The sequence below is a fragment of the Streptosporangium sp. NPDC023963 genome (assembly GCF_040639135.1).
Lineage (GTDB): Bacteria > Actinomycetota > Actinomycetes > Streptosporangiales > Streptosporangiaceae > Streptosporangium.
Window position 1 is genome coordinate 128,616 of the sequence record NZ_JBEZZK010000012.1, and the last position, 13,278, is coordinate 141,893.

10 protein-coding genes are annotated in these 13,278 nt (G+C 69.9%); 4 read left to right on the plus strand and 6 right to left on the minus strand.

Going from position 1 to position 13,278, the window contains the following annotated elements:
• Positions 1–42 precede the first annotated feature (42 nt).
• On the plus strand, positions 43–1,479 hold the full coding sequence (locus AB0F88_RS30240; RefSeq protein ID WP_362691543.1) for an FAD-dependent oxidoreductase: 1,437 nt from the start codon (positions 43–45) through the stop codon (positions 1,477–1,479).
• 88 nt (positions 1,480–1,567) lie between these two features.
• Here AB0F88_RS30240 and AB0F88_RS30245 read toward each other — a convergent pair whose 3' ends face one another.
• Complete coding sequence (locus AB0F88_RS30245) at positions 1,568–2,350, minus strand: SAM-dependent methyltransferase (RefSeq protein ID WP_362691925.1); 783 nt, start codon at positions 2,348–2,350, stop codon at positions 1,568–1,570.
• A 214-nt stretch (positions 2,351–2,564) separates the two neighbouring features.
• On the opposite strand from AB0F88_RS30245, the gene AB0F88_RS30250 reads away from it, so the two are divergent.
• A complete protein-coding gene (locus tag AB0F88_RS30250; RefSeq protein ID WP_362691546.1) occupies positions 2,565–2,777 on the plus strand; it encodes a DUF4287 domain-containing protein in 213 nt (70 codons plus the stop codon).
• A 331-nt stretch (positions 2,778–3,108) separates the two neighbouring features.
• Here the strand turns inward: AB0F88_RS30250 and AB0F88_RS30255 are convergent, their stop codons facing one another.
• A complete protein-coding gene (locus tag AB0F88_RS30255) occupies positions 3,109–3,873 on the minus strand; it encodes a Mut7-C RNAse domain-containing protein (protein ID WP_362691549.1) in 765 nt (254 codons plus the stop codon).
• Positions 3,874–4,601: 728 nt separating this feature from the next.
• Between AB0F88_RS30255 and AB0F88_RS30260 the strand changes: the two genes are divergently transcribed.
• Positions 4,602–7,493 carry an RICIN domain-containing protein gene (locus tag AB0F88_RS30260; RefSeq protein WP_362691552.1) on the plus strand — a complete coding sequence of 964 codons (2,892 nt, stop codon included), beginning with the start codon at positions 4,602–4,604 and terminating at the stop codon, positions 7,491–7,493.
• A 175-nt stretch (positions 7,494–7,668) separates the two neighbouring features.
• Here AB0F88_RS30260 and AB0F88_RS30265 read toward each other — a convergent pair whose 3' ends face one another.
• The 4 genes from AB0F88_RS30265 to AB0F88_RS30280 all read right to left on the minus strand — a co-directional run bounded on the left by AB0F88_RS30265 (position 7,669) and on the right by AB0F88_RS30280 (position 12,383).
• Positions 7,669–8,511, minus strand: coding sequence for an alpha/beta fold hydrolase (locus tag AB0F88_RS30265; protein ID WP_362691555.1), 843 nt, complete (start codon positions 8,509–8,511; stop codon positions 7,669–7,671).
• The gene (locus tag AB0F88_RS30270) at positions 8,508–9,101 is read right to left on the minus strand and encodes a WHG domain-containing protein (protein WP_362691558.1); all 594 of its coding nucleotides are present in this window, start codon (positions 9,099–9,101) and stop codon (positions 8,508–8,510) included. Before AB0F88_RS30270 ends, AB0F88_RS30265 begins: the two co-directional genes overlap by 4 nt.
• Positions 9,102–9,357: 256 nt before the next feature.
• A complete protein-coding gene (locus tag AB0F88_RS30275; RefSeq protein WP_362691561.1) occupies positions 9,358–9,813 on the minus strand; it encodes an ATP-binding protein in 456 nt (151 codons plus the stop codon).
• 140 nt (positions 9,814–9,953) lie between these two features.
• Positions 9,954–12,383: an excinuclease ABC subunit UvrA gene (locus AB0F88_RS30280; RefSeq protein ID WP_362691928.1), complete on the minus strand. Its 2,430-nt coding sequence runs from the start codon at positions 12,381–12,383 to the stop codon at positions 9,954–9,956.
• Positions 12,384–12,459: 76 nt separating this feature from the next.
• Between AB0F88_RS30280 and AB0F88_RS30285 the strand changes: the two genes are divergently transcribed.
• A complete protein-coding gene (locus tag AB0F88_RS30285; protein WP_362691564.1) occupies positions 12,460–13,251 on the plus strand; it encodes a TetR/AcrR family transcriptional regulator in 792 nt (263 codons plus the stop codon).
• Positions 13,252–13,278 lie beyond the last annotated feature (27 nt).

The window sequence follows — 13,278 nt, forward strand, 5'->3', positions numbered from 1 at the left end:
ATACGCCTTGTGAGCTCAATCTTACCTATCGAAACTGGAATTATGGACACCACGAACGACACTCTTCACGCCGATCTTCTCGTTATCGGTTTCGGCAAGGGCGGCAAGGCCGTCGCGAAGACGATGGGCGGCCTCGGCAGGCGCGTGGTGCTCGTCGAGCAGTCGGAGCGGATGTACGGAGGGACGTGCCCCAATGTCGGTTGTGTGCCGACGAAGGCGCTGGTCCACCGCGCCGGCAAGCGCCGGGAGAGTGATCCGGCGCAGGAGTGGTACGAGCGCTCCGTCGAGGAGGTGCAGGCACTCACCACGGTGTTCCGCAGGGGCAACTACGAGGCGCTGAACGGCATCGAGACCGCGACGGTCGTCACCGGCCGGGCCACGTTCGTCGACCCGCACACCGTCGGCGTCGAGGCGGGCGGCGAACGTGTCACGATCTCCGCCGAGACCATTCTGATCAACACGGGTGCCGAGACGATCATCCCCGACACTCCCGGTCTGAGGGAGAGCAAGTACACCCTGACCAGCACCGGTCTGATCGAGACGACGACCCTGCCGGAACGGCTCGCGATCGTGGGCGGCGGATACATCGGCATCGAGTTCGCCTCGATCTACCGCCGGTTCGGCTCGCGGGTCACCCTGTTCGAAACCTCCTCGAGGATCCTGGGCCGTGAGGATGACGACGCCGCCGCCGTCGCCGAGGGCATCCTCACGGACGACGGCATCGAGATCGTCAAGGGGGCGCGCGTCACGGAGGTCCGCGACGGCGAGACCTGCGCGACCGTCGTCTACGAGAAGGACGGGCGGCGGCACACCCTCGAAGCCGACGCCATCCTCGCCGCCACCGGTCGCGCGCCCGCTACTCGCGGCCTCGGGCTGGACGCCGCCGGCGTCCGCACGACCGGACACGGGGCGGTCGAGGTCGACGAGCATCTGCGCACGAGCCAGCCGCACATCTACGCCCTCGGCGACGTCCGCGGCGGGCCGCAGCACACCTACCTCTCCCTCGACGACAGCCGCGTCGTCCTCGACCAGCTCGTCGGTGAGGGCCGGCGCTCGGTGTCGGACCGTGTCGCGGTTCCCCGCACCCTGTTCATGACCCCGCCGCTCGCGGCCGTCGGCCTCACCGAGAAGGAGGCCAGGGCGGCGGGACACCGGGTGAGGATCGCGAGCAAGCCCGTCGCCGAGATCGTGGCGATGCCCCGCGCGTACATCGTCGAGGAGACCCGCGGATTCATGAAGTTCGTGATCGACGCCGAGACGGACGAGATCCTCGGAGCCGTCCTGCTCAGCGTCGACGCGCAGGAACTCGTCAACACGGTCGCGCTCGCCATGCGGCACGGCGTCAAGGCGGCCGAACTCCGCGACGCCGTCTACAACCATCCCACCTCGACCGAGGCGTTCAACGAGGTGCTCGCCACCATCGTGCGCGCCGACGAGCCGTTCGAACGACCCTCCGGCGGTGGCTCCCCGGCTTGCTGAGCGGGTGGGCGGGAATCCCCGGCACCTGTGCCGTGTCGTGCCGTGTCGTGCCGTGTCGTGCTGTGCCGGGTGGGCGTGGTGAGAATGATCAGGGTTTGCGCGCGACGCCGCCGGCGCACGCCACCTCGGGCACGTCTCCCCAGGGGGTGGGATCCGGACGCCACCGCTGCACCGGCACGACGCCCGGCTCCAGCAGCGTCAGGCCGTCGAAGTAGCGGGTGATCAGCTCGGGGCTGCGCGGCGTGTAGGCGACCACGCCGCTCCCCGAGTTGTGGCGCCGCATCGCCTCGACGTACGCGGGATCGGTGTCGACGCCGTCGTAGAGCGCCAGATAGCTTCCCGAGGGCAGGTCCCGCATCAACCGGCGCACGATCGAGAGCGCCTCGTCGTGGTCGCCGATCAGGCCCATGATGCCCATCAGCATCAGCGCGGTGGGCTTGCCGAAGTCCAGGGTCTTCGCGGCCTCCCGCAGGATGTGCTCGGGGTCGCGCACGTCCGACTCGATGTAGTCGGTGGCGCCCTCGGGCGTGCTGGTGAGCAGCGCCCGGGCGTGCACCAGCACCAGGGGGTCGTTGTCCACGTAGACGACGCGCGAGTCCGGCGCCACCCGCTGGGCGACCTCGTGGGTGTTGTCGACGGTGGGCAGCCCGGTGCCGATGTCCAGGAACTGGCGGATACCCGCCTCACCGGCCAGGTGGCGCACCACGCGGGCGAGCATGTACCGGGAGTGCCGGGCGACGTCGACCATGCCGGGGAAGACGGCGGACACCCTCTCACCCGCCTCGCGGTCGACGGCGAAGTTGTCCTTCCCGCCCAGCAGGTAGTTCCAGATGCGAGCCGAGTGCGGCACCTCGGCGTCGATCCGTTCCATCCCGGGCCGCCGCGCGTCCTCTGGCGAACGGGATGACGGGGTCGAGACGGTCGGCTCATCGGCCATGGGGGGATCTCCTGCCTTCCGGTGTCCTTCAGGGAGATTACGCCCATCCGCGGACCCTGACCCCGAATCATATGATCTTGCTTCCACGGTGTCCGTCCCCTATCTGGATCGAGCGAGGACTAATCGGGATAGATGGGATACTGCGGACATGACTGACGCTGTGAAGGGCCCGGCGAGTTACTTCCCCTCGATCGAGAAGAAGTACGGCCGCCCGATCGCCGAGTGGAAGGAGCTCATCCGCTCCTCGCCCCTGACCAAGCACATGGAACTCGTCTCCTGGCTCAAGACCGAGCACGGCCTGGGGCACGGCCACGCCAACGCCCTCGTCGCGCACACCCTCGCCGAGGCCGGCGGCGCGTGAAGCCTCCCGGGTCGGCGGGAAACCCCGCCGGTTGACGCCGCCGGGTACGGGGACAGGCCCCGGTTCCCGACCTCGATCTCGCCCGTCAGCGTGAGATCGTCGTCGCGCACGGGCGGCCGTTGTCCGTCATGGCCTTCACTGTCAAGGGCGGCAGGATCCTCGCCATCGACGTGCTGTCCGACCGCGACCGGCTGGACCGGCTCGACCTGCCGGTCCTTGACGATTGAGCGCCCCTGGACGGGACGTCACGGCGACACCGCGCCGACGCGCGTTCCCGTGACCGCCGGAGGTGCCGCACCCCGCGGTACTCCCGGAACGGGACCGGCCCGCCTCAGCGTGGCCCCCCGCCCACCTGCGACTCCGGGCGAACCGTGCTCATGGCCGACCGTACGATCTCCTCCAGACGCTCGCTGTGCGCGCCGCGCCAGTAGATCTGGCCGCATGCCGAGCAGCGGCCGTACACGTCGTACGAGCGCCTGGTCCCGGTCTCCAGCAGACGGTCGATCTCCGCCTTGTCGACGGGGGCCAGTTCCCCGTTGCAGGCCGTGCAGCGGGTCCACGGCCGCAGCGGTGGCGCGAACCGCTCCAGCAGGTCGCGGAGCTGGTCGTCCGCCCCGGTGCCTCGCACGTAGGCGCCGAACCAGAGCGCCCGGCGGAACAGCAGGCCGTGGTCCTGGGTGAGCAGCACGCGGCGTTCGCTGTTCGCCTCGACGACGAGCGAGGGGTCGTCCATGTCGTTGTGGTAGGTCGCGTCCACGCCCAGCAGCCGGAGCCGTCGCGCGAGGGTGCCCAGGTGGACGTCGAGCAGGAACCGGGGCGCGTCCCGCCCCGGTTCGAGGGGCACCCGCTGGGGGCGGGGTACGGCGTGAACGTGGACCACGTCACCGGCGGCGGGCTGGTAGGACCTGCCGACCTCCGCGCCCTCGACGATCAGCGGCCCCACCTCGGGCAGCGGGACGCCGAGCGACTCCACGACGTGACCCAGCGTCGATGTCCCGTCGGGTGCCACCCGCTGCCACTCGTGCCGCCGCCGCGCGGGCAGGAACAGCAGCAACTCGGTGGCGATATGCAGGCTGACATCGGGTTCTTCGCTCACAGCGTCAGCATGCCATCCGCCCCAGGCGCCCCGACACGCATTGAACGACGGCTCACGGGGCCGTTCGAACACAGGTCGGGGCGGCGTTCGTCGGGCTGTCGCGGTACGGCGGCGGTCATCCGACCTCCCGCTGGACACCGTCGCCCGCCGCGTCGGCCTCTCCTCGGCCACCAACCTCCGCTTCGAGGACGCGTCCCCGAAGGAGACATTTCTTCAGGGAACGAGCAAGCCGGATCCGCAGAGCCCTGACCCGCCGAGACGAGCAACGTGCGCCCGCCCACCTCGGGCAGCACACACCATGGATGACTCCCGATGGCCACGGCGCGCCCATGGATGGATGAAACAAAGGAAGTAACCGGCGTAGGCACACAACCTCGCCGTCACCGTCCCGGCTCCCGGTCTTCCTTCTGATGAAAGTTACACCGAACTCCTGGGAGAGTCGTCGGCCGTACTGGAAACCGGGGCCAGAGGTTACGCGGTGTTCACACTTGTTCTTGACGTAAGACGTAGAACGTCATACGTTTCGCGAGCACTATTCATGGGATGTCTTTCCGGCAAACCGCCTGGCGTGTTTGCCGTCAGAGGCACTTTTTTAACCGAGTTCTCTACCGCGGGGCGTCCCGTCGAATGGCGGCTGCCTCGCGGCGATGGACCAGCCGTGGCGGCACAGGCGGCACAGGCGGCACTTGGCCGCAACGATCACTCCAACCTCGTCACCGGGAGCTTCGATGAACATGCCGCTGAACCGTCGACGCTTCATCGCGACCACTGCGGCGACCGTCGGCGCTGCCGCGCTGCCTTCGGCGATCTTCGCTGGCCGAGCGGCCGCCGCCGTGCCGCCGCAGGTGACGCTGCCGCAACGCGGCATCTACGACACGGTAGCCGCGGCGAATTGGGCCGATGCCTTCCTGACCGGCAACGGTGAGTACGGGGCCATGCTCTACGGCGCGCCCACCCTGGAGAAGGTGATCTTCACACATCATCGGTTCGTTCTGCCCAACGGCACCCGTAACGTGACTCCGCCGGTGCTGTCGGGCCGGTTGGCGGGAGTCAGGGACAAGGCGCTCGCCGGTGACTTCAACGGTGCCACCGGCGACTTCACCTCGGGCTGGTCGCTGCGCTGGACGCAGACCTTCCATCCGGGCTATGAGCTGCAGATCAGCACCCCGGGGATGACGACGGCCGGCGATTACGCCCGGATCACCGATTTCAGGACCGGCGAGGTCACCTCGACGTGGACCGACGGTTACGGCACGTGGACCCGGCGGGCTTTCGCCTCCCGAGCCGACCGGGTGATCATCCACGAGCTCACTCCCGCGCCGGGCCGGACGATCGACACCACGCTGAGCGTCAACACGGCCCTGAGCGGCGTGCCGGGGTCCGTCGGTTTCACCACGCTGGCCACGGTCGGCAACGGTGACGGCTACGTGAACCTGCGGGGCAGATACCCGGCGGGGCAGGGGGCGTTCGGCTACGAGGGCGTCACCCGGGTGGTCGCGACCGGCGGTTCGGTACGGGTGAGCGGGTCGGCCATTGTCGTGGCCGCGGCGACCAAACTCGTGCTGCTGACCAAACTCGATCGCTACGACTCGTCCACCGCGTGGGACGCGAAACCGTTGCACACGGCGCTGGCCGCGCTGAGCGCCGACTACGCGGCGTCGCTCACGCGGCATACCGCCCTGCACACCGAGCTGTACGACCGTTCACGCCTCGATCTGAACGTCAGCGCCGCCGATCGGCAGTTGTCGACCGGTGAGCTGATCGCGCGGCAGAATTCCAACCGCAACGTCATCGACCTCGCGTTACTGGAGCGGATGTACGACTCCGGCCGCTACCTGTTCCTCTCCTCCAGCGGCGTCCTGCCGCCGCGGCTGACCGGCCTGTGGACGGGCGCCTGGGACGCGGCGTGGGCCGGCGACTTCACCACCGACGCCAACGTCAACTTCCAGGTCGCCGGCGGCAACATCCTGTCCCTCCCCGAAGCCATGGACGGCTACTTCACCCTGATCCTCGGCCAGATCAACGACTGGCGCACCAACGCCAGGAACCTCTACGGCACCCGCGGCCTGCTCGCTCCATCCCGGACCGACGGTGAGTACGGCAAGATGCTGCATTTCGACGGCGGGTTTCCCGGCCACACCTGGATCGGCGGCGCCGACTGGCTGCTCTATCCGCTGCTCGAGTACTACCAGGTCACCGGTGACGCCACCTTCTACCGCACCAAGCTCGCTCCGGTCCTGATCGAGCTCGCGTTGTTCTACGAGGACTTCCTCACCCGCACCGACGCCAACGGCAAGGTCATCTTCGTGCCGTGTTTCTCCATGGAGAACAGCCCCGGCAACACGGGCAGGCAGCTGTCGATCAATGCGACCGGCGAGATCGCCGCAGGCAAGCACGCGCTGCAGGCCGCCATCGACGCCGCGAACTTCCTCGGCACCGAACAGGGCTCAGGCCAAGGCGTGCAACGCTGGACCGCCTTGCTGACCAAGATGCCCGATTATCGAATCAACGGCGACGGGGCGCTCGCCGAATGGTCGTGGCCCAGCCTGACCGACCGGTACAACCACCGTCACGTACAGCACATGTACCCCCTCTGGCCGCTGCACGAGATCAACCCCGAGGACAAGCCCGACCTGATCCGCTACGCGAGCCGCGCCCTGGACCTGCGAGGGGACGAGGCAGGAGAGGCCCACGGCGCCATCCACCGCAGCCTCGCCCGAGCCCGGCTCAAGGACGGCGCCGGCGTGTACGGCAACCTGCGGAAGATCCTGGGCAAAAACATGATCTTCCGGTCGCTGATGACCTCCCACAACCCGAACCTGGCGATCTACAACGCCGATGCCGCCAATTCGCTGCCCGCGATTCTCGCCGAGGCATTGATCTACACCAGGCCCGGCATCCTGGAGTTGCTGCCCGCGCTGCCCGACCAGCTCGCCAAGGGCACGATCACCGGCGTGCGCGGCCGCAACCGCATCCGGATCGCGTCGCTCACCTGGGACCTCGGCGCCCGGACCGTCACCGCCACCGTCACCTCCGACATCACCCAGACCGTAACGCTCATTTGCCGGCGCGGGATCGTTTCCGTCACCACCGGCGCGGGCGTCGCCACCTCGCCGTTGGGCAGCCACGCCCGCCAGGTGTCACTCACCGCGGGTACGACGACCCAGATCACCGTCGGCCTGGGGGCCGGCGGCCCGTCCACCGGCGTCGTCCGCCTGGTCAACCGCAACAGCGGCAAGGTGCTGGACGTCTCCGGCGGCTCCACCGCCGACGGCGCCGCCATCGTCCAGTGGCCCTGGAACGGCGGAAGCAACCAGCAGTGGCGGATGTCGCAGAACTCCGACGGCTCGTTCCGGCTGTCCGGTGTCGGCAGCGGCAAGGTCCTCAGCAGCCCGAACGCCAACCAGGGCGCCGCCCTCGTCCAGACGACCGACAACAACGGCGCGAACCAGCGGTGGAAACTCGTCCCCGCGGCCACAAGCGGCCACTACCGGCTGATCAACGTCGGCAACGGATTGTGTGCGGACGTCGAAGCGGGCTCCACAGCCGACGGCGCCCGAGTCATCCAATGGGCCGACAAGGGTGGCGCCAACCAGGAATGGCAGATCGTCGCCGTATGACACGGGGATCCGGCCGCGTTCCGTCGCAGGGTGTCGCTCGCGTAGTCGCCGATCTCCTCAACCCCGCTGTCGGCGAGCTTGGCGAGCAGCACCCGTCCGGCGTCATCGGTGACCGGCGGGACCCACGGTCGTCGCCGCGCCGGAGCATCTCCCGGGACACGACCGCCGCGCACGCTCAGGCGCCCAGCACCTTGCGGAGCAGTTCGGCGAACTCGGTGGGGTGCGTGCTGAGGCCCGTGTGCCCGCCGGGGAAGTGGACGAGCTCCGTGCCGAACCGCTCGGCGAGGAGGGCGGCGGGCCGGTAGGGCAGTTCACCGCGCGATTCCGCCCCGCCCGCGAGCACGAGCCGGTCCGACAGGGCCGCCAGGCGATCCACGTCCGGGACATAGGCCATGAAGCTCGGCACGATACGACCGAGGAAGTAGGGCAGGTTCGCCATCGTCCGCTCAGCTCGTGCCGCCGCCCCCGGCGGCAGCTCGACGGCCGTTTCGGCGGCGACGGGCTCCTCGGCACCCGGCCGCCGCAGGCCCGCCGCGAACTCGGCCACCGCGGGCATCAGGCCGTCCCGGCGGAACGTGTCCTGGACGCGGGCGAGCAGCGCGCGGTGCTCGGCGGCGTCCGGCAGCACCTCCACCATCGGCGGCTCATGCGCCACCACGCGTTCGATCCGCTCGGGGTGGGCGGTGAGCAGGTGCAGCGCGACGATCGCCCCTGAGCTGCAGCCGACCACGCGCGCGGGCGCGTCCGGAGACAGCAGTCGCAGCAGCCGGAACGCGTCGTCGGCATGCCGCGCGACCTGCTGAGCGGCCTGCGGGTCCTCCAGCGGGCTGCGGGACAGGCCGCGCGGGTCGTAGGACGCGACCGTGTAATCGGCGGCCAGGTCGTCGGCGATGCCGTCGTAGGAAGCCGCGTCGCCGGCGCCGCCGGGGATCAGCAGCAGGAGCGGGCCGCTTCCCCGCACCTCGTGGTGCAGGGTGGCGCCGTCCACGCGCAGGCGGCCGGTGGTCGGGTCGGTCATGAGGGGTCTCCTTCACGGGGTGCGGGCCAGCGCTCCAGGAGGGAGTGCAGGGCGTCGAGGCAGCGGGCCCAGGACTCCTCGGCCGGGCGCGCGTGCGCGAACCCGCCGGCGGCCTCGAGACTGACGAAGCCGTGGAGCGTGCTGCGCACGAGCCGGACCGCGTCGGTCAGGTCGGGCTCGGCCAGCGCGTAGGCGCGCAGCATGCTGTAGGTCAGCTCGACCGCGCGCCGCGGCCCGGGCGCCCGTGCCGCGAGCTCGGGGTCGATCTGCGTCGGGATCTGTGTCGCGGTGTACCGGCCGGGATGGTCGTGGGCGTAGGCCCGCCAGACGTTCGCGAACGCCACCAGCGCGTCCTGCCCCGCCTGCCCGGCGGTGGCCTCGGCGATGCGGATGGTCTTCTCGTCCGCCGCCAGCAGCGCGATCCGCCCGCGCAGGTCCTCCAGGCCGCGCACGTGCACGTACAGGCTCGCGTCCTTCACCCCGAGCCGCCGCGCCACCGCCGACATGGTCACGTGGTCGAGCCCGACCTCGTCCGCCAGCTCGGCGCCCGCGAGCGTCACCCGGTCCGGCGTCAACCCGGCCCGCGCCATGTGCGTCCCACCTTCATCCTAGGGTCATTAGGAAAAAACTAATGCCCATAGGATGAACCTTGTGGCCCGAGGATGTCAAAGCGGAGCGAGGCCAGGACGAGGGAGGCCGACGTCCCGGGCCAGGGGTGGGATCGGGTCCGTGGACGCCGGTCTCCGGGTGCGGTCCACGCCCGGCACGGGGGAGCCGTGGGCGTGGACCGGCTCCGGGGTCGGGGGGATCGGGGGACGATCCCGGCTGCCCCGGAGGTCGGGGAGGTCAGGGCCTGTGGTGCTGGGTGGGGAGGTCGAACCAGACGGCGGTGCCGAGTTGGCCGGTGCCGCACAGGCGGGTCCATTGGGTGCCGCAGCGTCCGTGGGTGAGTTCGGCGACGATGCGCAGGCCCCGGCCGCCGAGTTCGAGGTCGTCGACGCGCTCGGGGACGGGCGGGGGGCGGTGCAGGAGGTGGTCGATGAGGGTGGTTCCGGCTCCGGCGTCGACGACCTCGGCGCGGGCGGGCAGGCCGTGGTCGTGCAGGAGGCGGAGCTCGTAGGGGCCGGGGGCGTAGCGGGTGGCGTTGGTGACCAGCTCGGAGACGACGATCTCCAGCTCGTCGAGCACATCTGCGTCCAGAGGCAGTAAGGCCCCGCACCTGTTCACCGACGCCGAGTACGACGCCTTCACCGGCGGTATCGAACGCGGCGAACTCCGACGCCCCTGAGTTCGCGAGACCACCGAGATGGGAGTTTCATGACAAGCGGCCAGCGGCCCGGTGGGGACCGGTGGCCGCCTGAGGTGAGAGCCCCCGTCGCGTTGGGAGCTCTCACCCGTCTGCGGGTGCTCGCCACGAGCATCACCATCCGGCCGCTTCGGGCTCAGACGTTCGCCGTGGTGGCTCCTGCTCCGGTGAGGTCCTGCCGGTCGGCGTTCTTGCCCAGATAGGTACGCAGGTGCCGGGCGGTGAGGGAGTCGCCTTCCGAGACGAGGTCGGCGGGGGTGCCGGTGAAGACGATCCGGCCGCCGTCGTGCCCGGCCCCGGGGCCGAGGTCGATGATCCAGTCGGCGTGGGCCATCACGGCCTGGTGGTGCTCGATGACGACGACCGTGTTGCCGTCGTCGACGATCCGGTCCAGCAGGGCGAGCAACTGGTCCACGTCGGCCAGGTGCAGGCCGGTGGTCGGCTCGTCCAGCACGTACGTCGTGGCCTTCTCCGCCATCCGGATGGCCAGCTTGAGCCGCTGCCGCTCGCCGCCGGACAGGGTGGTGAGCGGCTGGCCGAGGCCGAGGTAGCCCAGGCCCACGTCGGAGAGCCGGTCGAGGACGGCCCGCGCCGCGCCGAAGCTCGCCTTCGAGGCCGCGTTCGAGGAAGCCGTACCCGAAGCCCCCGAACCCGTACCGGCGCCGGAGCCGGGAGCGAAGAAGTCGCGGGCCTCGGTCACCGACATGCCCAGCACCTCGCTGATGTCCTTGCCGCGCAGCTTGTGGGTGAGCACCTCGGGGGTGAACCGCCTGCCCTCGCACTGCTCGCACACCGACGCGACCCCGGCCATCATGGCGAGGTCGGTGTAGACCAGGCCGATGCCCTTGCAGTTGGGGCAGGCACCCTCGGAGTTCGCGCTGAACAGGGCCGGCCTGACCCCGTTGGCCTTGGCGAAGGCGGTGCGGATCGGGTCGAGCAGCCCGGTGTAGGTGGCCGGGTTGCTGCGGCGGGACCCGCGGATCGCGGTCTGGTCGACCACGGCGACGCCCTCCCTGCGGGGGAGCGAGCCGTGGATCAGCGAGCTCTTGCCGGACCCGGCGACGCCGGTGACGACGGTGAGCACGCCCAGCGGGATGTCGACGCTCACGTCCTTGAGGTTGTGCAGGGTGGCGCCCTTGATCGACAGCTGCCCGCGAGGCGACCGTACCTTCTCACGCAGCCGGGCCCGGTGGTCCAGGTGGCGGCCCGTCAGGGAGTCCGAGCGCCGCAGCCCGGCCACGTCACCGGTGAAGCACACCCGCCCGCCGGACGAGCCCGCCCCCGGGCCCAGGTCGACCACGTGGTCGGCGATCTCGATCGTCTCCGGCTTGTGCTCGACGACCAGGACCGTGTTGCCCTTGTCGCGCAGGAGCAGCAGCAGGTTGTTCATCCGCTCGATGTCGTGCGGGTGCAGCCCCACCGTGGGCTCGTCGAAGACGTAGGTGACGTCGGTCAGGCTGGAGCCGAGGTGGCGGACCATCTTCACCCGCTGGGCCTCGCCCCCGGACAACGTGGACGACTCGCGGTCCAGGCTCAGGTAGCCCAGACCGATCTCGACCAGCGACTCCAGCGTGCCGCGCAGGGTGGCGACCAGCGGCCCCACCGACGGATCCTCGATGCCCCGGACGAACTCGGCCAGGTCGCTGATCTGCATGGCCGCGCAGTCGGCGATGTTGCGACCGTCGATCTTCGAGCCCAGCGCTGCGGCGTTGAGCCTGCTGCCGCCGCACGCGCGGCAGCTCGTGAACGTCACGGCCCGGTCCACGAACGCCCGGATGTGGGGCTGCAGCGACTCCCGGTCCTTGGCGAGATAGAGCCGCCGTACCTTGACCAGGAGCCCCTCGTAGGTGGTGTTCATCGTGCCGATTTTGATTTTGGTGGCGGGTTTGTGGAGGAAGTCCTCCCACTGGGCCGGGGTGTAGTCCCTCAGCTTCATGTCGGGGTCGAAGAATCCGGCGTGGGCCAGGCCCTGCCAGTACCACGAGTCCACGGTGAAGTTGGGGACGGTGATCGCGCCCTCGTTGAGCGAGAGGTCGACGTCGACGAGCTGGGAGACGTCGACGTCCGACACCCGGCCGAGTCCCTCGCACTGCGGGCACATGCCCTCGGCGCTGTTGAAGCTGAAGGCGGTCGAGGTGCCGACGTGGGGGGTGCCGATCCGGCTGAAGACGATCCGCAGCATCGTCTGAGCGTCGGTCGCCGTGCCGACCGTGGAACGGGAGTTGGCGCCCATCCGCTCCTGGTCGACGACGATCGCCGCGCTCAGGTTGCGCAGGGCGTCGACGTCGGGACGTCCCTGGCTCGGCATGAACGACTGGATGAAGGCCGTGTAGGTCTCGTTGATCAGGCGCTGCGACTCCGCCGCGATGGTGCCGAAGACGAGGGAGGACTTCCCCGAGCCGGAGACCCCGGTGAAGACGGTGAGCCGCCGCTTGGGAATGTCCAGCGAGATGTCTGCCAGGTTGTTCTCCCTGGCGCCGCGGACCTCGATCACGTCGTGGCTGTCCGCGGCGGCCCGGCCGCGCCGCGGGCCGCGATCGCCGGCCGGTGTGGCGGATGGGAACACGAACCTTCTCACTTGATATCCTTATGCTGTAAAGAGTTGGCCCGGTAAAGTTAGTTTATGCCGTAAGGAGTTGCAAGTGGTCGTCTTCGCCGGACAGGGCGACGCGCGCCGTTCGATGGCGCTGCTGTGGCGCACCACGGGGTCCGATGACACACGTCCCGGGCCCAAACCGGCCCTGAGCGTGGACCTGATCGTGGACACGGCCATCGCCGTCGCCGACGCGGAGGGGATGGCCGCGCTCTCCATGCGCGCGGTGGGCGAGCGGCTCGGGCGCACGGCCATGGCCCTCTACACCTATGTCCCCAGCAAGAGCGAGCTGGTCGACCTCATGTACGACCGGGCCCTCGCCGAGCTGTCCACCCGCCACGACCTGACCGGCGGCTGGCGGGCGGCCGTGACCTCCTGGGCGCGGGAGACCTGGGAGTTCTACGTACGGCATCCGTGGGTGCTGCAGGTGTCGCAGGCGCGCCCCGTGCTGGGCCCCAACGAGTACGTCATGATCGAGGAGGCGCTGCGGATCCTCCGCGAGACCGGGCTGAAGGCCGGGGCGCTGCGGTATGTCGTCGGGACGCTGTTCTACTTCGTGCGCGGGGCGGCGCAGACGGTCGCGGAGTCGCGGCAGGCCCCGGCGGCGACCGGGATGTCGGACGAGGAGTGGTGGTACGCCCGCTCGGCCCTGCTGACGGAGGTCGCGCCCGACTTCGCCGAGCGGTTCCCGACGACGGCCTGGCTCGCCGGCGAGGGCGCCTACGAGTCCCAGGACGAGACCGTCCCCTACATGGAACAGGAGGGAAGGGACACCTTCGCCGCCGGGCTCGTCATCCTCCTGGACGGGATCGAGGCGACGGTGAGCGGGGCCGGAGTCTGAGGGCGCCGTCACGGGGGCTCCGTCAAG

Coding starts and splice junctions, on each gene's coding strand:
- AB0F88_RS30240 (WP_362691543.1), top strand. CDS start 43: ATGGACACCACGAACGACACTCTTCACGCCGATCTTCTCGTTATCGGT.
- AB0F88_RS30245 (WP_362691925.1), bottom strand. CDS start 2,350: ATGGAACGGATCGACGCCGAGGTGCCGCACTCGGCTCGCATCTGGAAC.
- AB0F88_RS30250 (WP_362691546.1), top strand. CDS start 2,565: ATGACTGACGCTGTGAAGGGCCCGGCGAGTTACTTCCCCTCGATCGAG.
- AB0F88_RS30260 (WP_362691552.1), top strand. CDS start 4,602: ATGAACATGCCGCTGAACCGTCGACGCTTCATCGCGACCACTGCGGCG.
- AB0F88_RS30265 (WP_362691555.1), bottom strand. CDS start 8,511: ATGACCGACCCGACCACCGGCCGCCTGCGCGTGGACGGCGCCACCCTG.
- AB0F88_RS30270 (WP_362691558.1), bottom strand. CDS start 9,101: ATGGCGCGGGCCGGGTTGACGCCGGACCGGGTGACGCTCGCGGGCGCC.